The sequence below is a fragment of the Comamonas squillarum genome, from assembly GCF_025309455.1.
GTDB lineage: Bacteria > Pseudomonadota > Gammaproteobacteria > Burkholderiales > Burkholderiaceae_C > Comamonas > Comamonas squillarum.
Map to the genome: position 1 here is coordinate 2,096,757 of NZ_CP104377.1, position 20,575 is coordinate 2,117,331.

The window sequence follows — 20,575 nt, forward strand, 5'->3', positions numbered from 1 at the left end:
CTTTTTTATGCGTGTCACCGGCGCGCAGCGGCATCCCCACGCCTCTCAAAAACCCCAGAATTTCTCGGGGAAAGTGCGAACCAAAGCACTGCGAAAGCAATGCTATGATCCGGCAAAATTTGTATGATAACCATACCAGTCTCCTGCGATTCAAGGGTCTCAGGAGTTCTTCTAACGAGTCAACGAGACAAGTCCTTCACATGACGACCATTGCCCTTCTGAGCATTGCGGGCGCCAGCATTGCTGCGCTGTTGCTACTCATCATCCGTTTCGAAATCCATGCCTTTGTCGCGCTGATGCTGGTCAGCCTGCTGGTGGCGCTGGCCACAGGGGTGCCGCTGGCCGACATCATCCCCACCTTGATCTCGGGCATGGGCGGCACCCTGGGTTCAGTGGCGATCCTGGTGGCGCTGGGCGCCATGCTGGGGCGCATGATAGAGGTCTCGGGCGGGGCCAATACGCTGGCGCAGCGCTTTACGCAGATCCTGGGGCCCCAGCGCGTGCCTGCGGCGCTGACCGCGGCGGCACTGGTGCTGTCCATCCCCGTGTTCTTTGATGTGGGCTTCATCATCCTGATCCCCATCATCTATGGCTTTTGCAAGGCCGCAGGCGTCAACCCCATCAAGTACGGGTTGCCGGTGGCCGGCATCATGCTGGCCACCCATGTGGTGGTGCCACCGCACCCGGGCATTGTGGGCGGCGCGGCCGTGCTGTCGGCCGATGTGGGTTGGATCACGGTCATTGGCCTGGGCATCTGCATTCCGCTGGCCTTTGTGGCTCAGTGGCTGGGCCGCCTGCTCAACCGCCGCGACTACGCGATGCTGCCCGATGCGCAGGCCCAGTTCCGCAACTTTGGCAGCGGTGATGCGGCCGATGCCCCTGCGGCCAAGCTGCCCGGCGTGGGCGCCGTGCTGACCCTGATCCTCGCGCCGCTCGCCCTCATCATGCTGGGCACCACGGCGGCGACGATGCTGCCCAAGGGCCATGCACTGCGCGACTTGCTGGCCTTTACCGGCGCGCCCATTTTTGCGCTGATGGTCGCGATTGGCCTGGCCTTTGTGCTGCTGGTGCGTCCACTGGGCTGGACGCGCAAGCGCACCAATGACGTGATGGAATCGGCCCTGCCCGCAGCGGCCACGGTGATTTTGGTGACCGGCGCCGGTGGCGTGTTTGCCAAGGTGCTGACGGTAAGCGGCATTGGCTCGGCGCTGTCGCAGGCGCTGGCGGGCACGGGGCTGCCATTGATTTTGCTGGGCTTCATCATCTCGCTGGCGCTGCGCGCCGCGCAGGGCTCGGCAACCGTGGCCATTCTCACCACCTGCGGCCTGCTGGCCGAGAGCATCCACAGCGGCGGCTACAGCGCCGTGCAGGTCGCCGTGCTGACGGTGGCCATTGGCTTTGGCGGCCTGGGGCTGTCGCATGTCAATGACTCGGGCTTCTGGATCGTGACCCGCTACCTGGGCCTGAGCGTGGCCGATGGCCTGCGCAGCTGGACGGTGCTGACGACCGTGCTGGGCGTCGCTGGCTTTGCGCTGACCTGCCTGGTCTGGGCGTTGGTGGCCTGATCCGCAGCCTCGCTTGCCGCTTGGCTATTTGTCACTTGCATTCTTGTGCCCCGGCCCCCGGCCGGGCATTCTCTATCTCTGATTCACGGGAGCATCTCCAATGACTACACAAGCACAGCACGCCAAGGTGGGCGTCATCGGCCTGGGCGCGATGGGCCTGGGCATTGCCCAAACCTTGCGCAACCGGGGCTACCAGGTCCATGTCTGCGATGTGCGCCCTGGCGCAGCGGCCAACTTTGCCAGCGCCGGCGGCGTGGCCTGCGCCCACCCGGCGGAGTTGGCCGCCCAGGTCGACGTGGTGGTGTCGGTCGTCGTCAACGCTGCGCAGACCGAGGCCGTGCTGTTTGGCGAGCATGGCGCCGCTGCCGCCATGCGCCCCGGCAGCACCTTTGTGATGTGCTCCACGGTGGACCCGAACTGGTCGATCGCGCTGGAGGCGCGCCTGGCCCAGAGCGGCGTGCTGTATGTCGATGGCCCGATCTCCGGCGGCGCGGCCAAGGCGGCAGCGGGCCAGATGACGATGATGACCTCGGCCACGCCCGCGGCGTATGCGGCCGCGGGCGATGTGCTCGATGCGATGGCTGGCAAGGTCTACCGCCTGGGCGACAAGGCGGGCGCGGGCAGCAAGGTCAAGATCATCAACCAGCTGCTAGCAGGGGTACACATTGCCGCAGCGGCCGAGGCCATGGCCCTGGGCCTGCGCGAAGGCGTGGATGCTGCCGCGATCTACGAGGTCATCACCCACAGCGCCGGCAACAGCTGGATGTTTGAAAACCGCATGGCCCATGTGCTGGCGGGCGACTACACACCGCTGTCGGCCGTCGATATCTTTGTGAAGGACCTGGGCCTGGTGCTCGATACCGCGCGCGCCAGCAAGTTTCCGCTGCCGCTGGCGGCCACTGCGCACCAGATGTTCATGCAGGCATCGACTGCCGGCTACGCCAAGGAAGATGACAGCGCCGTGATCAAGATCTTCCCCGGCATCACCCTCCCCCAAGCTGCCAACGACGGAGGCCAGCGATGAGCGGCGCTGCCTTGAAGCTGGGTTGCATTGCCGATGACTTTACCGGCGCCACCGACCTGGCCAACAACCTGGTGCGCGCCGGCATGCGCGTAGTGCAGACCATTGGCGTGCCTACGGGCCCGCTGGATACCGAGGTGGATGCCGTGGTGGTGGCGCTCAAGTCGCGCACCATCCCCGCTGAGCAGGCCGTGGCGCAGTCCCTGGAGGCCCTGCGCTGGCTGCAGGGCCAGGGCGCGCAGCAGATCTATTTCAAATACTGCTCCACCTTTGACAGCACGCCGGCCGGCAATATCGGCCCGGTGACGGAGGCCTTGATGGATGCGCTGGGCAGCGACTTCAGCATCGCCACACCTGCGTTCCCCGACAACAAGCGCACCGTCTTCAAAGGCTATCTGTTTGCCGGCGATGTGCTGCTGAGCGAAAGCGGCATGCAGAACCACCCGCTGACCCCCATGACTGACCCCAACCTGGTGCGCGTGCTGCAGTCGCAGACCCGGCGCAAGGTGGGCTTGATTGACCACAGCGTAGTCGCCCAGGGGGCGGACGCCATCCGCAGCCGCATTGCGGCGCTGAAGGCCGACGGCGTGGGCATCGCGATTGTCGACGCGGTATCGAACGACGACCTGCTGCGCATGGGCTCGGCGCTGGCGGATCTGCCGCTGGTGACCGCTGGCTCTGGCGTCGCCATTGCGCTGCCTGCCAACTTTGGCCTGCAACCCAGCAACCAGGCTGCCGCCTTGCCAGCGGCCAGTGGCCTGCAGGCGGTGGTGTCGGGCAGCTGCTCGGTGGCGACCAATGCCCAGGTGGCGCACTTTATCGCCAGCGGCCGCCCGGCACTTGCGATCGAGCCGCTGCGCATGGCCGCTGGTGACGATGTGGTGCGCGAGGCGCTCGACTGGGCGCGTCCCCATCTAGCGAGCGGCCCGGTACTGGTCTACTCCACCGCCGAGCCCGACGATGTGCGCAGCATCCAGGCCCAGCTGGGCGTGGAGCAGGCCGGCGCACTGGTCGAGCAGACGCTGGCCGCCATTGCGCGCGGCCTGGTGGAGCTGGGCGTGCGGCAGTTGGTGGTGGCCGGTGGCGAAACATCAGGCGCTTGCGTGCAGGCCCTGGGCATTGCACAGATGCGCATCGGCGGCCAGATTGACCCGGGCGTGCCCTGGTGCCATGCGGCCAGCGCTGCAGCGCCGGAGGGCTTGCACATCGCGCTCAAATCGGGCAACTTTGGCAGCACCGACTTCTTCACCAAGGCATTCACCGCTTTGTAAGGCTGAACACCATGGTCTTTATGGATGAAACCAGCGCCCGCGCCGAGATCTGCCGGGTAGGAGCATCGCTGTACCAGCGCGGCTATGTGCATGCCAGCGCCGGCAATATCAGCGTGCGCCTGGCCGATGGCTACCTGATCACCCCCACCGATGCCAGCCTGGGCCAGTTGGTGCCCGAGCGCCTGGCCAAGCTCGATCTGCAAGGCCAGCAGCTGAGCGGTGACCGCGCCAGCAAGACCATCGTGCTGCACCGGCGCATTTACGAGGCCAGCGCCAATACGCCCACGCCCGCCGGCTGCGTGATCCACACCCACAGCCGCCAGCTGGTGGCCTGCTCGCTGCAAGCCACTGCTGTGCCCGGGGTGGTGCCCGCCGCCGAGCTGCTGCCCGCGCTGACCCCCTACTTTGTGATGAAGGTGGGCCGCGTGCCGCATATCCCCTACCACCGCCCCGGCTCGCCCGATGCGGCGCAGGCCGTGGCCGAGGCGATTGCGCAGTACGCAGCAGCGGGCCGGCCGATCCGCGCGGTGATGCTGGCGCGCCTGGGCCCCAATGTCTGGCACGAAAGCCCGGCTGCCGCGATGGCCGCACTGGAAGAGCTGGAAGAGACCGCCCTGCTCTGGAACCAGTGCCGCCAGCAGCCACCCGCGCCGCTGAGCGAGGCCCAGATTGACGAGCTGCGCCAAAGCTTTGGCGCGCACTGGTAAAACCACACCCTGCCTGCCGTGCACTGACCCTCTGCCTGCCGGCCGCCCCTTTTTTGGAAATCACCCATGCCCCGTTTTGCTGCCAACCTGTCCATGCTCTACAACGACCTGGACTTTCTGGACCGCTTTGCCGCCGCCGCCCACGATGGTTTTACGGCCGTCGAGTACCTCTTCCCCTACGCCTACGCGCCCGAGCAGCTGGCAGCCTTGCTGCAGCAGCAAGGCCTGCAGCAGGTGCTGTTCAATGCGCCGCCGGGCGATTGGGACCGGGGCGAGCGCGGCATCGCCTGCATCCCCGGGCGTGAGGCCGAGTTCCGCGACGGCATTGCACAGGCGCTGCGCTACGCCCAAGCGCTGCAATGCCCGCGCCTGCATGTGATGGCCGGCCTGGTGCCCGCGGGCGTGGATGCGGCTACCGTGCGCGCCACCTACATCGCCAATATCCGCCATGCGGCCGAGCATGCAGCAGCGCAGGATGTACGCATTCTGCTCGAACCCATCAATGGCCGCGATATGCCCGGCTTCTTCCTGAGCCGCCAGGACCAGGCCCATGCCTTGGTGGCCGAGATTGGCGCCGCCAATGTGCAGGTGCAGATGGACCTCTACCACTGCCAGATCGTCGAGGGCGACCTGGCGATGAAGATCCGCCAGTACCTGCCCACGGGCCAGGTCGGCCATATCCAGATTGCCGGCGTGCCCGAGCGCCACGAGCCCGATGTGGGCGAGCTGCACTACCCCTATCTGTTTGCGCTGCTGGACAGCCTGGGCTGGGACGGCTGGATTGGCTGCGAGTACAAGCCCGCGCGCGGCGCAGCGCCCCATGCCACCAGCGATGGCCTGGGCTGGCTCAAGCCCTATCTGGCAAAGGCTGAGTAAGCGGCTCGACGCACCCCCGTGGTGGATGGGGTGGCCTAGAATCCCCTCATCCCCCTTTAGCCGCAGGCCTCCCGGCCCGCCGCCCTGCGATGCGACCACCAGCGACCGAATCCTTTTTGCAGCGGGTGCGCCAGCACCTGCAGGCACTGCCCGCCACCGAGCGGCAACTGGCCGACTTTGTGCTGGAGTTCCCCGGCGAGCTGGCCAGCTATGCCGGCAATGAGCTGGCCCAACTGGCAAAGGTGTCGCCCTCGACGGTAAGCCGCTTTATCCGGCGCCTCGGCTATGAGAACTACGAAGAAGCGCGCCGCCAGGTGCGTGAGGACAAGCAAAGCGGCTCGCCGCTGTTCCAGTCGGCCACCGAGGCGTTCCAGCGCGGGCAGATGCTGGCCACGCACCGCGAGCGCTCGCTCGCCAACCTGATCAACACCCTGGACCAGCTCAGTGAGCCGCAGCTGAGCGAGATCGTGCAGGCCATCATCGCCGCGCGCCAGGTGCTCATCTTTGGCAGCCGCAGCAGCCACGCGTTTGCGCAGTACCTGCGCTGGCAGATCATCCAGGTGGTGCCCCAGGTCATCAGCCTGCCCGGCCCCGGCGAAACGCTGGCCGAGTACACCGCCAGCCTCAACAAAAACGACTGCGTCATCATCTTTGGCATGCGCCGCCAGACCCGCCAGATGGCCGCACTGCTGGCCACTGCCAGCAAGGCCGGCGCTGCTGTGCTGCTGGTCAGCGACCAGGCCTCCCCCCACTACGCCGCTGCCACCTGGTCCATCCAGTGCGACTGCCATGGCTCAGGCCTTTTGGACAACCATGTGGCCGTGATGGCCGTCTGCGACCTGCTGGCTACCATGGTGCTGGAGGCAGCCGGCGCGCCGGGCCGCAAGCGCCTGGCGGCCATTGAGCAGCAGCATGAGCAGCACCAGGAGTTTTGATGGCTTGCAGGACGCTCCTGTTTTGTGCAGCAGCCGCTAGGGCGTCGTACTGTTTGCGACCAACAACACAGTTTTGCAGCTGGATGCCAGAAACAAGGTGACCTTACCTGGCCACCGCGGAGGCGGGTATGGTTCGCGGACCCTATGTTGGCGCGGAAACACGCATGCCTTCAGGTCTCATTTTTCCGGGTTACATGGCCGGCGGTTTTGCGTTTGCTGTGTTCTGTGGCGATGAGACAGTGAAATTCAACCTGAACATGAAACGCGAAGGACAGGAAACAGAGGCCCGTCTAGCTCGACATCTGGGCGTGCTCGAAGAGCAGATTTTTCCAATAACCTACACGATCTACGATGGATGGACTGCCAAGTACGATAGGTACTGGTAACGGCCAATAGCTAACTCTGGTTTTTATTTTTCTATATGAAGGTGTTCTGAGATGACCGATACGGCAAGACTCGCGGTTCTAATTGATGCTGACAACGCCTCAAGTTCTGTGGCGAGGGAAGTACTAGAGGAAGTTACCAAGTACGGCATCGCGACAGTTAAGCGCGCCTTCGGTGATTGGACGACGCAAAATCTTGTTGGATGGAAGGCACATCTTCACAAACACGCGATTCAACCTATTCAGCAGTTTTCTTATACCCAAGGCAAGAACTCAACCGATTCCGCATTCATCATCGACGCGATGGACCTGCTGTACGCGGGAAACGTAGATGGCTTTTGCCTTGTCTCAAGTGATAGTGACTTCACAAGACTTGCAACTCGCTTGCGCGAAGCAGGTAAGGTTGTTTATGGCATGGGTGAGCGAAAAACTCCGGAGCCGTTCATTGCCGCGTGCGACAAGTTCATTTTTTTCGAGGTTTTAAAGGCTACCGCAGAACCAACAGCCCATGCAAAAGTCGCCGACGTCCCTGACCTGAAGGAGCTACTTGTTCACGCAATTCGAGAAACCACACGCGATAGCGGATGGTCCCGACTAGCAACCGTGGGTAGCCTATTAGGAAAGACGCATACCTCGTTCGATCCACGTAACTACGGCTTTAAAAAGCTTAGCGACTTGGTTCGCACGCAGTCTTACCTTGAAGTCAGAGATGCTCCAGACTCAACCGAATTTGTGCACGTTGAGCTTCGGCTAAAGTAGTTAGATTTACGACGCCACAATCGGCAAGAAGCCCACAATGCAAGAGCAAATGAATAAGCAAGTCTGCAGCTAATTTTCTTGCGGTGGTGGTCTAGTCCTCCAGCCAGAAGCTGACAACCAATATGACATGCGCTGACGAGGTATTCAATCATGAAAGATTTACGCATTTCAACCGACAAGAAAGAGCTGGATATCCTTTTGATTCACAGCTTTCTTTCCACTGAAACTCCGTGGGCCAAGAATATCCCACTGAAATTATTGCGCAAAGCAATTGACAACTCTCTATGCTTTGGGGGCTATATAGAAAATCGACAAGTAGCATTTTGTCGCGTCATCACGGATAGCGCGACATTTGCCAATCTTGTTGATGTTTTCGTTATTCCTGAATGCCGGGGGAACGGCTATAGTAAAGCTCTAATGAGAGCTGTTTTATCTCATCCTCTACTTCAGGGGCTACGGCGTTTCACTTTAGCCACCAGCAACGCCCATGGCTTATATAAGGAATATGGATTTACATCCCCGCTATATCCAGATACATATATGGAACGATACTCTCCAAATATATATAATTCAAAAAACTGAGCGGCGTATTCAATATCTGCTGAGCGTCGGTCTGCGACGTTAGCACATCGGCAATTTACAGTCTGCCGACTGCGATCTAACATTCAGAAAAAAATACTCCGCTAACACTAGCGCAAGGCTCTACTTTGAAAATTCGATGCCTCTGTGGTTCGTTCATTGTTGATGGTACGGACTGCTTACCCAACAAAGCACACATAACGCCTGATCAAGGCTGGCTCGATGTGTTTGACACTCTCGATAGTGCAATCATTGATTCAATTTTCAGCGGCAAATTAAGCAAAGACGATGCATACATGCACGCAAGAAAAATAGTCCAGACGCCAGCCCGCACGATGTGGCAATGTGGATCTTGTGGAAGGTTGTTCATTGATTCTCAGGATGGCTCGCAGCAGTGTTTTTCGCCCGAAAATCCAGAGAAGGGAAAGAGCATCCTTGCTTTAAAAAAAGATAGCATTTAGCTAGTCAGAACGCATGACTACTGTAGGTCGTTCAGAGACAGTCAAAAGCCCCTTCAAACCGTTCGCACGAACACTGTCACTCAGCAGGCCAGTCGCTACAACTCTGGGGCTACGGTGATTGCACCCTGACGCAACCAGCCCTCACCTCATGGATCGCAGCCTCTCTCTTCGTGGCTCCCTACGCCGCCGGCGCAGCAGCTAGCTGCACCCTTGCTTTGAGAAAACCACCACCACCGCCCTGTTCCCCGATACCGAGATAGATGGCACGTTGCTTGCTTTGTCTGGCTGGTGCATGAAATTTCAATTTCATATGCACCATATTAGTGAAATACCTATACCAAACTTCGATGAACTGCCCAACACTGGCGCAGCGATCCGAATCGAGCAAGCACGACTCTTCTCAAGGAGCTTTCAATGGCTGGTGGACCTGCACTTTCCTCTGCACCCGACTCTCCCAAGGTGGCCGAACTCGACCAGGCCCTGGATAAGATTGGGGTGACCCGCTCGCACCACACGATCATCTTTTTGATCCTGATTGGCTGCCTGTTTGACAGCTTCGAGCAGAACGCGGTCGGCATCATCGGGCCCATGCTCAAGGAGCAATGGGGGTTGACGGCGTCGGACATCGGCATGCTCAACTCGGTGACCTTTGCCTGCGCGGCGATTGGCCGCATCGTGTCGGGCTATATCGCAGACCGCTATGGCCGGCGCGTGATGCTGACGGTGGACCTGCTGCTGTTCACGATTGGTGCGGGCATCTGCGCGATGGCGCCCAATCTGGCGGTGATGGCGCTGGGCCGGGCGGTGGTGGGCTTTGGCCTGGGGGGTGAGATTGCGATTGCGGTCACCATGCTGTCCGAGTTCTGCTCGTCCAAGTTCCGGGGCACAGCGGTCGGTCTGGTCAATGTGGGCGCGGGCGGGCTGGGCAATTTTCTGGCACCCGCCTTTGGCCTCTTGGTGTTCTGGATCTTCCCCGGCGACAACGGCTGGCGCTGGCTCTTTGTCTGCCTGATGGTGCCGGCGCTGCTGGCTGCGTTCTACCGCCGCTATATCCCCGAGACGCCACGTTTTCTGCTGTCGCAAGGCCGCATTGCCGAGACCAATGCCGTGCTGACGCGCCTGGCATCGGGCAAGCTGGCGGGCGCCGCGCAAGCCGCCCATCCCTATATCAGCGATGACGGCGCCAGCACCACGGCGGCCAAAATCAAGGTGCGCATCACCGAGATTTTCCGGGGCGCGCTCGGCCGCCGCACGGTGCCGCTGTGCATTACCATCTGGATGACCTATGGCGCGCAGATTTCGGTGCTGACCTTGATGCCGACGATTCTGGTGGGCCTGGGCTACAGCATGTCCAAGAGCCTGCTGTTCACGATGGTGATGCAAAGCGGCAGCCTGTTGGGCGCGATTGCGGCATCAGCGCTGGGCTTTCACTTTCCGCGCAAACGGGTGCTGACCGCCGGCGCCATCTGCGCCTGCCTGGCGGCGCTCACGATTGGCTTTGCCGCCAAGAGCATTGTGGTGCTGCTGATTGCTGGGGCTACCTTCCAGTTCTTTGTGCTGCTGCTCAACACTACTATCTGGATCTATGCGCCCGAGCTCTACCCCACCCGTGTGCGCGCCTTTGGCACCGCCTTCATCCTCGCCACCGGCACGGCCGCCGGTGCGCTGATGCCGCTGGTAGCCGGCCGTCTGTTTGATGGTTTTGGCCTGGGCGGCGTGTTTGGCCTGGCCGCTGCGATGTACCTGATTTTCATCATCAGCGTGCAATGCGTGCCCGAGACCTATGGCCGCTCCCCCGATGCCGAGCCGCTGGCTGGCACGCCTGCCACGGCCCAATCCTAGTTTTGCTGCATGTCCAAAATCCTGCTGATCAACCCCAATGCCTCCGAGGCCACCACTGCGATGATGGCCGACATTGCCCAGCTCTCGGCGCCCGCGCCGTGGCAGATTCTGCCGCGCACCGCCGGCAAGGGCCCGTTGATGATCGTCAACGCGACCGAGCTGGCGCAAGCCGCGCTGGAGGTAGAAGACTGCTGGCGCGAGGCGCCCAGCGATTGCGCCGGTGTCATCATCAGCGCCTTTGGCGACCCAGGGCTGGAGCGGCTGCGCGCCTTGAGCGCCGTGCCCGTCGTCGGCATTGCCGAGGCCTCGATGCTGGAGGCGGTCAGCGGCGGGCGGCGCTTTGGTGTGGCCACTGTGACGCCGGATTTGGAGGAGCCGATTGCCGGGCGCGTGGCTGCCGTGGGTTTGGCACACCTCTACACCGGCATCCGCCTGACCGAGGGCGACCCGCGCGCCTTGAGTGGTGATGCGCAGGCGCTGGAAGCCGCACTGGCCCAAGCTGTGCAGCGCTGTGTGGACGAGGATGGCGCGCAGGCCGTGATCATTGGCGGCGGCCCGCTGGGCCAGGCCGCCATTGCGCTGGCCGAGCGCCTGGATCTGCCGGTGATTGCGCCGATACCGGCGGCGGTGCGCAGGCTGGCCCAGCTGATGGGTTGAGATTTATCCGGCAGTGCGCAACTGCCAAAACGGCAGCGCCTGTGGCCCGCACATGCCGGTCGCTATGCGCTGGGCCGTCGGCAGCGAGCCGGTCAGGCCCAAGTGGCCATGGCCCACAGCCAGCCACAGGCCCTGGATCGCATCGATATGGCCCACGATGGGCACGGAGCCCGGCAGGCAGGGGCGGTGGCCCATCCAGTGCTGGGCCTCCAGGCCTGCCAGCGCCGGGAAGGCCTCGCGCGCCATGCGCTCGATGCCCGCTGCGAGGCGCGGGTTGGGCGGGGCCTTCAGCCCAGCGATCTCGACCGTGCCGCCCACGCGCAGCCCGCCTTCCATCGGCGCGATAAACACCTTTTTGTCGGCCAGCACCACGGTGCGTTCCACCAGGTGCTGGGCACCGGCAAACTGGGCGTGGTAGCCGCGTTGCGATTCGATCGGCAGCAGCATGCCCAGCGGCTTGAGCAATGCAGGCGCCCAGGCACCAGCGGCCACGACGATATGCGGCCAGCGCTGCGCATCGAGCGCGGCATCGCCCGTGCGCACGGCCCAGCCCTTGTCATCGGGGCGGATGGCCTTGACCTCCGCCTGCACCAGCTTGCCGCCGCGCTGCACAAAGGCATGCAGCATGCTTTGCACATAGCGCAGCGGGTTCAGGATGGTGCCGTGGTCGGCGAGATAACGGCCATGGGCATAGCCCTGGGGTGCATGGGGCTCGAGCGCCTCGATGCCGGCGCGGTCCAGCTCCTCGACCTGGTAGCCATACTTGGCGCGCAGCTGCCAGCCGGTGGCATCCTTTTGCGCGTAATCGGCATCGGGGTAGAGGTGCAGATGGCCGCGCCGCATGAACAGCTCGGACACGCCCAGGTTCTGCGCCAGCGCCGCATGCGCATCGACGGCGCCCTGGTACAGGTCGTTGAGGCGCTCTGCCGCCGCAGCCACACGCTTGGGCTCGGCCGATTGCGCAAAGGCCACCAGCCAGGACGCCGCCTTGGGCAGGTGCTTCCAGCCAATCGACAGCGGGCCGTCCTGGTCCATCAGCATGCCGGGCACGGTTTTCAAGATGCCAGGCAGGGCCAGCGGCGCGACCGAGCCGGGGCTGATCGCGCCGGAGTTGCCATAGCTGCATTCCATGCCGGGCTCGCCCCGGTCGATCAAGGTGACGGCCACGCCATAGCTTTGCAGCGCCAGGGCGGTAGCTACGCCGACCACACCGGCGCCCACCACCACCACCTGCTTGGGTGCCTGCACCGGGGCGCCCTGCTTGTTCACTGTCTCTGTCATGTCATCCAATCTGCAAAACCGGCCCAGACCAAGGCGGCCTCGGGCGTGAACCGTGCCTGCGCCAGCTGCTGCTGGACCTCAGCGGCCTGCCACAGCGCAAACTGCGCCACTTCGCCATCCTGGTTGCGGGGCACCTGGCCTTCGGGCACGGTGGCGGCATACCAGTGGATGTCTTCGTACATATAGCCCAGGTCGTCGCCGCCATCGCTGTCGGGCTGGCGAAAACGCAGCACGCCGCCATGGCGCAGGCCCTGCAAGTCAGTAATCTGCAGGCCGGCCTCTTCCCAGGTTTCGCGCGCCAGGGCTTGGTCCAAACTGTCCTGGGCCGAGACCATGCCGCCCATCAAGGTGTCCCAGTGCAGCGGGTAGTTGGCCTTGTTGGCCGCGCGCTGCTGCACCCACAGGCGCCCATCAGGCGCGATGCCCACCAGGTGCACGGCCAAGGTGGCAATGCCCAGCACGCGCACCGCCCCGCGCTCGACGGTGCCGATAAGGCTGCCATCGACCGCCTGCACGGCCAGCTGCTCGTTGCGCCAGGGGCCAATGCGGCCCGCATCGCGCAGCGCATCGGCCAGGCGGCCCATCAGCGCCGTCGCGTCCTGCGTGGGTGATTCAAGCAGCCACACCGCCGTGCCCGAGCGCTCGCGCTTGGACAGCAGTGCATCACCGCCCAGGCGCCCGGCGATGCCGGTGTCGATCAGAAAATGCTCGACCAGGGAGCCGACCGCCTGGCCGTTGACCCACAGCGGCAGCCGGGGCTTGCGCGGCGGCGACTGCATGGCCCTGCGCGCAGCAGCCAGCCAGGTGGGCGGCTCGGGCGCGAACAGCGGGGGAGAAACACGGGTCATGGTGCACTATCAAAATAAAAGCAGATGGATGTTAGTCCATCTGCGCCTGGGGGCTGCCAGCCCCCGCCCAAAACCCGATGCGGACATCGGCTACGGGACCATCAGGGCAGCAGGATGCTGCTGCCCGTGGTTTGGCGTGCCTCCAGCGCGCGGTGCGCGGCCTGCACCTCGGACAGCGCAAAACGCTGCGCGATATGGATCTTGACCTGGCCCGAGGCCACGACGGCGAACAGGTCATTGGCCATGGCCTGGCAGGCCTCGCGCGAGCGCAGGTGGGTAAAGAGGCCCTGGCGCGTGACATACAGGCTCTTGGCTGCCAGGATGGCCGGCGCAAATGGCGGAACCGGGCCGGAGGCATTGCCAAACGACACCATCAGGCCAAAGGCGCGCAGGCATTGCAGCGAGCCATCCCAGGTGTCCTTGCCGACCGAGTCATAGACGACCTTGACACCCTTGCCGCCGGTGATGTCCTTGACGCGTTCGGCAAAGTTTTCCGTGCGGTAGTTGATCGCGACCTCGGCGCCATGGGCCAGCGCCAGCTGGCATTTCTCTGCGGAGCCAGCGGTCGCAATCAGGCGCAGGCCCAGCGCCTTGGCCCATTGGCAGGCGATCAGCCCCACGCCGCCTGCCGCAGCGTGGAAGAGCACAAAGTCGCCCGCATGCAGGCCTTCAACCGGCTTGGCCTGGTGCAGCAGGTACTGGGCCGTCAGGCCCTTGAGCATCATCGCCGCGCCGGTTTCAAAATCAATGCTGTCGGGCAGTTGGCAGACATAGGCGGCGGGCATCACCCGCACTTCGCTGTAGCTGCCCGGTGGGTTGCTGGCATAGGCCACGCGGTCACCCACCTGCAGGTGCTGCACGCCGTCGCCCACGGCCTCGACGACACCGGCGCCTTCCATGCCCAGGTTCAAAGGCAGCGGCAGGGTGTAGAGGCCCGTGCGCTGGTAGACGTCGATGAAATTGAGCCCGATGGCATGGTGGCGTATGCGCACTTCGCCGGGGCCAGGGGCGCCGACATCCACGTCGACCAGTTTCATCTCCTCGGGTCCGCCATTGCGCGCAATCTGTACTGCCAAAGACATGGGAATTCTCCTGTGTGAACTGAGATAGGTTCTGGGTAGGTGCTTGGTGCCGTCAGTCACCATGCTGCCACGCTTTCACACCGGCTGCTGTCACGGGGATGTACAGTCACGCGATGCAACAAAAACTGACACCGTCGACCATGGCGCTGCTGACCGCCGCCCCGCTGATGTGGGCGGGCAATGCCGTCGTGGGCCGGCTGGTGCACGAGCTGGTCTCCCCCATGCTGCTGAACTTTGTGCGCTGGCTGCTGGCCTTTGCGATCATGCTGCCGCTGGCCTACCCGCTGCTGCGCCGGGGCAGCCCGCTGTGGCCGCAGTGGAAGCGCTGGTCCATCATCGGCCTGCTGGGCATTGGCTGCTACAACGCCTTCCAGTACATGGCGCTCAAGACCTCGGGGCCCATCAATGTGACCCTGGTGGCATCCAGCATGCCGCTGTGGATGATGGCCTTTGGCGCGCTGTTCTTCCAGACCCGCATCACGCGGCCGCAGATGCTGGGCGCGCTGTTCTCGGTCAGCGGCGTGCTGCTGGTGCTCAGCCATGGCAGCTGGCAGCAGCTGACCCAACTGCGCCTGGTGCCGGGCGATCTGTTCATGCTGCTGTCCACCGCCTGCTGGTCGCTCTACAGCTGGCTGCTGGTGCGTACCCCCGATCCGGCCGGCATCAAAAGCCATTGGGCGCTGCTGCTGATGGCCCAGCTGACCTTTGGCCTGCTCTGGTCCGGGCTGTTTGCTGCTGGCGAATGGGCCGTGGGCGCCAGCCAGCTGCAGATCAACAGCACCCTGCTCTGGGCCATTGCCTATATCGTCATTGGCCCGGCCCTGGTCGCCTACCGCTGCTGGGGCGTGGGCGTGCAGCGCGTGGGCCCCACGGTGGCGGGCTTTTTTACCAACCTCACGCCACTGTTTGCTGCCGTGCTGTCGGCCGCCTTTTTGGGCGAGCCGCCCCGCCTCTACCATGCGGCGGCCTTTGTGCTGGTGGTCGCCGGGATTGTGATTTCGTCGCGCCGGGCCTGATGCGGGCCGGCCCAGGCGTTTACAACCTGCTACGGATAGAACGCGCGCTTCACACTGGCGCCCTTGCGCAAGCGCACAGTGCATCCCATATGCGGTGACACCACCACCTGCGAGGATGCCGAGATGAACGCGCAAGAACAGACCCTGATTGAGAACCTCTTCCAGCAACTGCGCCAGTTGGATGGCCAGCCCAAGGACGGCCAGGCAGAAGCCTGGGTACGCCAGCAGGCCCAGCAAACCCCCGATGCGCTCTATTGGCTGACCCAGCGCGGCCTGCTGCTGGAGCAGGCGCTGCAACAGGCCCAGCAGCAAGAGGCGCAGTTGCAGGCGCAACTGGTCGAGGCCCGGGCTGCTGCCGCTAAACCGTCTGGCGGCAGTTCCAGCTTCTTAGGTGCCGGGCTGGACACGCATTTTGGCCGCAGCCCGGATGCCAACCTGGCCAGCCGCAGCCCCGCTGGCTATGCCCCCAGCTATCCGCCCAACAGCGCTGCGCCCGCAGGCTATGGCGATACGCCAGCCCCGGCCAGCACGGGGCGCTGGTTTGGCGCGGCCCCGGCAGCAGCCACCCCGGCAGCGCCCGCCCCCATGCCTGCGCAGCCCTCGGCGGGGTCGGCAGCGGGCGGCTTTCTGGGCCAGGCCGCTGCCTCTGCCGCCGGTGTGGCGGGTGGCATGTTGCTGTTCAATGGTCTGAGCCACCTTTGGAGCAACCCCGCGCAGGCGGCGGCCAACCCCAGCCATGCGGCCAGCAGCAGCCCGGCTGCAGACAGCGCCAGCACGGCCAACACCAGCGGCAGCGGCAGCGGCGACAACGGTGGCCTGGACCAGCTCGCCCAGCAAGCCGGGCGCGACCATGTGGACGCGGCGGCCAACCGCTGGATGCCGGATACGGACAGCAGCAGCGGCAGCAGTGATAGCAACAGCCAGGACGTGGCGGACTATGACGGCGGGGACGATGGCTTTGATTTCTTTGACGATGACCAGGCCTGATCGCCGGCCAGAACGTTAGACATCAAAAAACCGCCCGGGCAGCTGCTCGGGCGGTTTTGCTTGGTGGGTGCGGGCGCTTAGAACCTGTTCAATGTCTCCTCGCGCCGCGACAGTGTCTTTGCGGGATGGGATGCTAGGCGCAGTGCGCAGCCAATAGCCAGCTATTGGCAAGCGCTGCAACGCCGCAGACCGCCCCTGCCCGGGCGGCCGCAAAGCCACTGTCCCTACGGGTTGGAGTGAAATCGGGCGATTTCTTCGCGCTGGCCCTTGCTTGCACCCCGGTGCAAGCGGCGGACCATCGCTTCGAACTCATCCCGATTGCACTCCAACGCGGCTGCGTAGAGACTTTGAACAGGTTCTTAGAACGTACCGGCGTAGGAGCCGCCGTCGGGCAGGATGTTCTGGCCGGTGATATAGGCCGCCTGCTGGCTGCACAGAAACGCGCAGATCGCGCCAAACTCATCGGCGGTGCCGTAGCGGCCGGCAGGAATCTGCTTTTGCTGCGCCTCGCGGATGTCGGCTTCGCTCTCGCCGGTCTTGCTGGCGGTGGCCGAGATCGTGGCGGCAATGCGGTCGGTGTCGAACTTGCCCGGCAGGATGTTGTTGATGGTCACGCCCTTGCCGGCAATGGGGCTGCGTGCAACGCCTGCGACAAAGCCGGTCAGGCCGCTGCGCGCGCCGTTGGACAGGCCCAGGATATCGATGGGGGCCTTGACGGAGCTGGAGGTGATGTTGACGATGCGGCCAAAACCGCGCTCGGCCATGCCGTCGATCAAGGTCTGGATCAGCACAATGGGGGTGAGCATGTTGGCGTCCAGCGCCTTGATCCAGGCCTCACGGTCCCAGTCGCGGAAATCACCGGGTGGCGGGCCGCCCGCATTGTTCACCAGAATGTCAAAGCGCTGGCCCGGGCCGCCTTCGGCATTCAGCACCGCAGCGCGACCGGCTTCGGTGGTGATGTCTGCGGCCACGGCGATCACCTGGGGCGCGACGCGGCCAGGCGCTGCTGCGGCCCACATCGCGGCCATCACCTTGAGCTGGCGGGCGGTATCCTTCAGCGCTTCTTCGCCGCGGGCGTTGATGACGACATTGACGCCCTCATTGACCAGCGCCTGCGCGCAACCACGGCCCAGGCCCTTGCTGGCCGCACAGACCAGTGCCCATTTGTTGGCAATTCCAAAATCCATATTCAAATCTCCTTGTGGGTATCGATGCTATGTCACAAATGGCAGTTGCGCTCAGGCGCCTGGACATGCCCTTTATTGTCTTTTAGCCTGGTGGGTGAACACATAGATGCCAGTCAGCACCAAGGCCGTGCCGGCCACCATCACCGGCGTCAGCGGCTCGCCCAGCAGGCACACGCCCATCAGGATCGTCGAGAGCGGACCGATCATGCCGGTTTGCGCGACGGTGGCGGCGCCCAGGCGCTCAACGGCCAGCATCACCAGCAAGACGGGAACGGCAGTGCACAAGGTGGCGTTGAGGACAGACAGCCAGATGACGGCCGCATCCACCTGCGCGGCCTGCAGTGGCCGCGTCAGCAAGAACTGCGCAATGCAGAACAGGCAGGCAAAGCTGGTGGCCAGGCCCACCAGGCGCAGCGCGCCCAGGCGTTTGACATACTGAGCGCTGTAGACCAGGTAGACGGCATAGCTCACGGCGCTCAGGAACACCAAGCTAGCACCCCAGCCCACCTGCTGGCCGGCGCCATGGGTGTACAGCTCCATGCCAAACACCAGCATCACGCCGGCATAGCTGATGGCCAGGCCCAGCAGTTGGCGGCCGCTGGCCACCCTGCGGTAGAGCAGCCAGCCCAGCGCCAGCACCAAGGTGGGGTTGAGGTAGAGGATCAGCCGCTCCAGGCCCGCGCTGATATAGCTCAGCCCGGCAAAATCCAAGTAGCTGGAGAGGTAGTAGCCGCAAAAGCCCAGCGCGATGACGGCGAGCCAGTCGCGCAGCGACAGCGCCGGTTTGCCCCGCCCGGCCCACCAGGCCATGATGACAAACAGCGGCAGCGCAAACAGCATGCGGTACATGATCAAGGTGATCGCGTCGACCCCATGGCGGTAGGCCAGCTTGACGATGATGGCCTTGCCGCTGAACGCGATGGCGCCCACCACGGCGCAGACCATGCCGGCGCGGCGCACACTGGGCGTGAGCACCGCAGCCGGTGCAACAGAAACAGACAAGATAACTCTCCAAGAACCAGTCAGTGCTGGTGCGCCGACCCATGGAACAAACGGTGGTGCATGCGGCGAATCGACCACCAGACGCCCAAGCCTATCACCGGGATGGCCAGCGCCGCCGTCGTTTCTGGCGACAGAGGCCACCCCCATTTCTGCAGGCCCTTGGCCAGGTAGCTGATGAGGCCGGTGATGTAGTAGGTGATGGCCGCGACCGACAGGCCCTCGACCGTGGACTGCATCTTGAGCTGCAGGCCCTGGCGCTCGTTCATCGCCTTGAGCACCGCCTGGCGGCCCTGCTTTTGGCTGATATCGACCCGCGTCTGCAGCAGGTTGCTCAGGCGCGATACGCGCTGGGACAGCGCTTCGAGCCGCTGGTGGGCCGACACACAGGTGTTGCGCGCGGGGGTCAGGCGCCGGTCCATAAAGTCGCCGATGCTCTGGTAGCTGCCCAGGCGCGTCTCCTGGATATCACCCACACGCTGCTGCACCAGCGCAAAGTAGGCGCTGCTGGCCGAAAAGCGAGAATGGTGGGCGGCATACTGGCTCTCGACCTGCGCGGCCAGGCGCGTGAGCTGGTCGAGCAGCTGCGGCTCGCTGGCCGCGCCCGCGCTGCGGATGGCGGCGGACAGCTCGGCCAACTCAGTCTCGGTGCTGGCGAGCTTTTCCATGGTCTCACGCGCCGCAGGCAGGCCCAGCAAGGCGGCCATGCGGTAGGTCTCGATCTCCAGCAGGCGCTGCACCAGGCGCCCATTGCGCGCGGCCGACAGGCCCTGGTTCAGCACAAAGAGGCGCGATGCGCCATCCGAATGGATGGAAAAATCGGTATAGACCTGCGCCTTCTGGTCGGAGGCCTTGGAGGCGACCAGCTTGTCCTCGTACAGCCAGCGTTGCTCGACCTTTTTCTCCAGCGCGGGGGACGCGGGCAGCACCCAGGCATTCATCGCCAGCAGGCAGCGGCCGGGCAGGCCGGCGAGCCACTGGGCGGGCACCAGGTCGCTGGCAGACGGCAGCTCGGCCTCGTCCAGCGCTTCGGAGCGGATGGGCACCATCCAGGTCCAGGAGACAAATTCGGTGTGCAGCTCCCAGCGCAGGCGGCCATTGCCCAGGTCCAGGCGCAGGTGGTTGGCCTCGGCATCGGGCACGGGCAGTTGCAGATCGCGCAGCAGCTGGTGCAGCCACTGGCGGCTGGCCGCGCGCTCGGCGGCATCGGCCCACATCACCGTGCAGAACACGGCGGTGTTATCGGGCAGGGCTTCAGGGGGGCGGGAATGGACTTCGTTGTGCAGCGCACGGCGCAGGTCGTGCTGCTGCAGCAGAGGCAGGTTTTTCATGAAAGACAAAAAGCGGCAAACACCAGACGGCAAGCCGTCGAACTGCTGCAATTGTCGTGCCAAGCCAATACTTGTGCAGGCGCCCGATAAAAGCGGCGCGCCTGCCCCTGCGGGGAATCACCGCGTTACTGCGGCACCTCAAAGCTCAGAGTCGCCGTGTGGCGCACCTCGTCGTACTGCTTGCCATCGATCTTGACGCTACCGTTGTTGACGCGGGCCGTGACCTCCAGCACGTAGAGGCCGGGGAACGACGGCGTAAAGCTCACAGTGCCATCCTTGGCGGGGGCCAGCACACGGCGCCAGCCTTCGCTGGTGTCCACATTCACCTGGCTGGCCGCTACGGGCCGGCCCTTGAATATCAGCTGGTAGGTGTTGCCCTGGGGCGTGGTGGGCACCAGCTCCAGGTCATTGACGGCCTTGGTCTCCTGGCGGCCAAAGCGGGCCTGGTAGTAGGTCAGCACGCCATCGCTGCCCGCACGCGTCGCGGCAAAGCGCTGGTCGGCCGGGGCGCCCTCTGCCTGGGTCAGCACATAGGGGTCGGCCGATGGCGGCACGCTCTTGCCTTCTGCCACCACCTGGCGCGGCTCGCTCAGTTCGCCAAGCGGCCCTGGCGCCTTGTGCAGCTCACCCACGTGGGCGCGCGTCTGGCCGTTCTCGGTCTGCAGCCACAGGTAATCGGCATGCGCTGGCAGCGCGGCACCGAAGCTGGCCGAAACGGCCAGGGCCGCCGCCAGCAGCGGGCGACACAGGGTGGATGGTTGGTTGTTCTTGGACATGGCTCCTCCTCT

22 protein-coding genes are annotated in these 20,575 nt (G+C 64.1%); 14 read left to right on the forward strand and 8 right to left on the reverse strand.

From position 1 onward, the window contains the following. The first annotated feature begins 200 nt into the window (after positions 1-200). The 10 genes from N4T19_RS09805 to N4T19_RS09850 all read left to right on the forward strand — a co-directional run bounded on the left by N4T19_RS09805 (position 201) and on the right by N4T19_RS09850 (position 8,557). Entirely contained in the window at positions 201-1,565 is a 1,365-nt protein-coding gene (locus tag N4T19_RS09805) for a GntP family transporter (RefSeq protein WP_182343021.1), read from the forward strand. Between the two features lie 100 nt (positions 1,566-1,665). After that, positions 1,666-2,589, forward strand: coding sequence for an L-threonate dehydrogenase (gene ltnD / locus N4T19_RS09810; RefSeq protein WP_260720099.1), 924 nt, complete (start codon positions 1,666-1,668; stop codon positions 2,587-2,589). Next, on the forward strand, positions 2,586-3,857 hold the full coding sequence (otnK, locus tag N4T19_RS09815; protein WP_260720101.1) for a 3-oxo-tetronate kinase: 1,272 nt from the start codon (positions 2,586-2,588) through the stop codon (positions 3,855-3,857). Before ltnD ends, otnK begins: the two co-directional genes overlap by 4 nt. A 20-nt stretch (positions 3,858-3,877) precedes the next feature. Continuing rightward, complete coding sequence (locus tag N4T19_RS09820; protein ID WP_260720102.1) at positions 3,878-4,564, forward strand: class II aldolase/adducin family protein; 687 nt, start codon at positions 3,878-3,880, stop codon at positions 4,562-4,564. Positions 4,565-4,630: 66 nt separating this feature from the next. Next, the gene (gene otnI / locus N4T19_RS09825; protein WP_260720103.1) at positions 4,631-5,440 is read left to right on the forward strand and encodes a 2-oxo-tetronate isomerase; all 810 of its coding nucleotides are present in this window, start codon (positions 4,631-4,633) and stop codon (positions 5,438-5,440) included. A gap of 89 nt (positions 5,441-5,529) precedes the next feature. Continuing rightward, entirely contained in the window at positions 5,530-6,375 is an 846-nt protein-coding gene (locus N4T19_RS09830; protein WP_182343029.1) for a MurR/RpiR family transcriptional regulator, read from the forward strand. Between the two features lie 128 nt (positions 6,376-6,503). Next, entirely contained in the window at positions 6,504-6,761 is a 258-nt protein-coding gene (locus N4T19_RS09835; RefSeq protein ID WP_133248202.1) for a hypothetical protein, read from the forward strand. A 51-nt stretch (positions 6,762-6,812) separates the two neighbouring features. After that, a complete protein-coding gene (locus N4T19_RS09840) occupies positions 6,813-7,517 on the forward strand; it encodes an NYN domain-containing protein (protein ID WP_116927213.1) in 705 nt (234 codons plus the stop codon). Positions 7,518-7,667: 150 nt separating this feature from the next. Further along, positions 7,668-8,099, forward strand: a complete 432-nt coding sequence (locus N4T19_RS09845) for a GNAT family N-acetyltransferase (RefSeq protein ID WP_116927212.1) — start codon at positions 7,668-7,670, stop codon at positions 8,097-8,099. Positions 8,100-8,320: 221 nt separating this feature from the next. Beyond that, complete coding sequence (locus tag N4T19_RS09850; RefSeq protein ID WP_133248201.1) at positions 8,321-8,557, forward strand: hypothetical protein; 237 nt, start codon at positions 8,321-8,323, stop codon at positions 8,555-8,557. 178 nt (positions 8,558-8,735) lie between these two features. Here N4T19_RS09850 and N4T19_RS09855 read toward each other — a convergent pair whose 3' ends face one another. Then, positions 8,736-8,945 carry a hypothetical protein gene (locus N4T19_RS09855; RefSeq protein ID WP_182343031.1) on the reverse strand — a complete coding sequence of 70 codons (210 nt, stop codon included), beginning with the start codon at positions 8,943-8,945 and terminating at the stop codon, positions 8,736-8,738. A 26-nt stretch (positions 8,946-8,971) separates the two neighbouring features. On the opposite strand from N4T19_RS09855, the gene N4T19_RS09860 reads away from it, so the two are divergent. Then, complete coding sequence (locus N4T19_RS09860; RefSeq protein WP_021027198.1) at positions 8,972-10,399, forward strand: MFS transporter; 1,428 nt, start codon at positions 8,972-8,974, stop codon at positions 10,397-10,399. A 9-nt stretch (positions 10,400-10,408) separates the two neighbouring features. Continuing rightward, positions 10,409-11,056, forward strand: a complete 648-nt coding sequence (locus N4T19_RS09865; protein ID WP_260720104.1) for an aspartate/glutamate racemase family protein — start codon at positions 10,409-10,411, stop codon at positions 11,054-11,056. A 3-nt stretch (positions 11,057-11,059) separates the two neighbouring features. On the opposite strand, the gene N4T19_RS09870 is transcribed toward N4T19_RS09865, so the two are convergent. From N4T19_RS09870 to N4T19_RS09880, 3 genes are all read right to left on the reverse strand, one after another. Continuing rightward, a complete protein-coding gene (locus tag N4T19_RS09870) occupies positions 11,060-12,337 on the reverse strand; it encodes an NAD(P)/FAD-dependent oxidoreductase (protein ID WP_260720105.1) in 1,278 nt (425 codons plus the stop codon). After that, positions 12,334-13,185, reverse strand: a complete 852-nt coding sequence (locus tag N4T19_RS09875) for an NUDIX hydrolase (RefSeq protein ID WP_260720106.1) — start codon at positions 13,183-13,185, stop codon at positions 12,334-12,336. Before N4T19_RS09875 ends, N4T19_RS09870 begins: the two co-directional genes overlap by 4 nt. A 101-nt stretch (positions 13,186-13,286) precedes the next feature. Continuing rightward, positions 13,287-14,267, reverse strand: a complete 981-nt coding sequence (locus N4T19_RS09880) for a quinone oxidoreductase family protein (protein ID WP_260720107.1) — start codon at positions 14,265-14,267, stop codon at positions 13,287-13,289. Positions 14,268-14,380: 113 nt separating this feature from the next. Between N4T19_RS09880 and N4T19_RS09885 the strand changes: the two genes are divergently transcribed. Then, positions 14,381-15,283: a DMT family transporter gene (locus N4T19_RS09885; RefSeq protein WP_260720108.1), complete on the forward strand. Its 903-nt coding sequence runs from the start codon at positions 14,381-14,383 to the stop codon at positions 15,281-15,283. A gap of 123 nt (positions 15,284-15,406) precedes the next feature. After that, positions 15,407-16,270 carry a DUF2076 family protein gene (locus N4T19_RS09890; RefSeq protein WP_133248199.1) on the forward strand — a complete coding sequence of 288 codons (864 nt, stop codon included), beginning with the start codon at positions 15,407-15,409 and terminating at the stop codon, positions 16,268-16,270. Positions 16,271-16,629: 359 nt separating this feature from the next. On the opposite strand, the gene N4T19_RS09895 is transcribed toward N4T19_RS09890, so the two are convergent. From N4T19_RS09895 to N4T19_RS09910, 4 genes are all read right to left on the reverse strand, one after another. Then, on the reverse strand, positions 16,630-17,457 hold the full coding sequence (locus N4T19_RS09895; protein ID WP_260720109.1) for an SDR family oxidoreductase: 828 nt from the start codon (positions 17,455-17,457) through the stop codon (positions 16,630-16,632). Between the two features lie 72 nt (positions 17,458-17,529). Beyond that, positions 17,530-18,402: a DMT family transporter gene (locus N4T19_RS09900; RefSeq protein ID WP_260720281.1), complete on the reverse strand. Its 873-nt coding sequence runs from the start codon at positions 18,400-18,402 to the stop codon at positions 17,530-17,532. A 77-nt stretch (positions 18,403-18,479) separates the two neighbouring features. Continuing rightward, positions 18,480-19,787 carry a DUF3422 family protein gene (locus tag N4T19_RS09905; RefSeq protein WP_260720110.1) on the reverse strand — a complete coding sequence of 436 codons (1,308 nt, stop codon included), beginning with the start codon at positions 19,785-19,787 and terminating at the stop codon, positions 18,480-18,482. A 125-nt stretch (positions 19,788-19,912) separates the two neighbouring features. Next, a complete protein-coding gene (locus N4T19_RS09910; RefSeq protein ID WP_260720111.1) occupies positions 19,913-20,563 on the reverse strand; it encodes a DUF4198 domain-containing protein in 651 nt (216 codons plus the stop codon). Positions 20,564-20,575 lie beyond the last annotated feature (12 nt).

Bases quoted from the DNA above. Each gene is read 5' to 3' on its own strand.
- N4T19_RS09805 (WP_182343021.1), top strand. From the start codon at position 201: ATGACGACCATTGCCCTTCTGAGCATTGCGGGCGCCAGCATTGCTGCG.
- ltnD (WP_260720099.1), top strand. From the start codon at position 1,666: ATGACTACACAAGCACAGCACGCCAAGGTGGGCGTCATCGGCCTGGGC.
- otnK (WP_260720101.1), top strand. From the start codon at position 2,586: ATGAGCGGCGCTGCCTTGAAGCTGGGTTGCATTGCCGATGACTTTACC.
- N4T19_RS09820 (WP_260720102.1), top strand. From the start codon at position 3,878: ATGGATGAAACCAGCGCCCGCGCCGAGATCTGCCGGGTAGGAGCATCG.
- otnI (WP_260720103.1), top strand. From the start codon at position 4,631: ATGCCCCGTTTTGCTGCCAACCTGTCCATGCTCTACAACGACCTGGAC.
- N4T19_RS09830 (WP_182343029.1), top strand. From the start codon at position 5,530: ATGCGACCACCAGCGACCGAATCCTTTTTGCAGCGGGTGCGCCAGCAC.
- N4T19_RS09835 (WP_133248202.1), top strand. From the start codon at position 6,504: ATGGTTCGCGGACCCTATGTTGGCGCGGAAACACGCATGCCTTCAGGT.
- N4T19_RS09840 (WP_116927213.1), top strand. From the start codon at position 6,813: ATGACCGATACGGCAAGACTCGCGGTTCTAATTGATGCTGACAACGCC.
- N4T19_RS09845 (WP_116927212.1), top strand. From the start codon at position 7,668: ATGAAAGATTTACGCATTTCAACCGACAAGAAAGAGCTGGATATCCTT.
- N4T19_RS09860 (WP_021027198.1), top strand. From the start codon at position 8,972: ATGGCTGGTGGACCTGCACTTTCCTCTGCACCCGACTCTCCCAAGGTG.
- N4T19_RS09865 (WP_260720104.1), top strand. From the start codon at position 10,409: ATGTCCAAAATCCTGCTGATCAACCCCAATGCCTCCGAGGCCACCACT.
- N4T19_RS09870 (WP_260720105.1), bottom strand. From the start codon at position 12,337: ATGACAGAGACAGTGAACAAGCAGGGCGCCCCGGTGCAGGCACCCAAG.
- N4T19_RS09875 (WP_260720106.1), bottom strand. From the start codon at position 13,185: ATGACCCGTGTTTCTCCCCCGCTGTTCGCGCCCGAGCCGCCCACCTGG.
- N4T19_RS09880 (WP_260720107.1), bottom strand. From the start codon at position 14,267: ATGTCTTTGGCAGTACAGATTGCGCGCAATGGCGGACCCGAGGAGATG.
- N4T19_RS09885 (WP_260720108.1), top strand. From the start codon at position 14,381: ATGCAACAAAAACTGACACCGTCGACCATGGCGCTGCTGACCGCCGCC.
- N4T19_RS09890 (WP_133248199.1), top strand. From the start codon at position 15,407: ATGAACGCGCAAGAACAGACCCTGATTGAGAACCTCTTCCAGCAACTG.
- N4T19_RS09895 (WP_260720109.1), bottom strand. From the start codon at position 17,457: ATGGATTTTGGAATTGCCAACAAATGGGCACTGGTCTGTGCGGCCAGC.
- N4T19_RS09900 (WP_260720281.1), bottom strand. From the start codon at position 18,402: ATGGTCTGCGCCGTGGTGGGCGCCATCGCGTTCAGCGGCAAGGCCATC.
- N4T19_RS09905 (WP_260720110.1), bottom strand. From the start codon at position 19,787: ATGAAAAACCTGCCTCTGCTGCAGCAGCACGACCTGCGCCGTGCGCTG.
- N4T19_RS09910 (WP_260720111.1), bottom strand. From the start codon at position 20,563: ATGTCCAAGAACAACCAACCATCCACCCTGTGTCGCCCGCTGCTGGCG.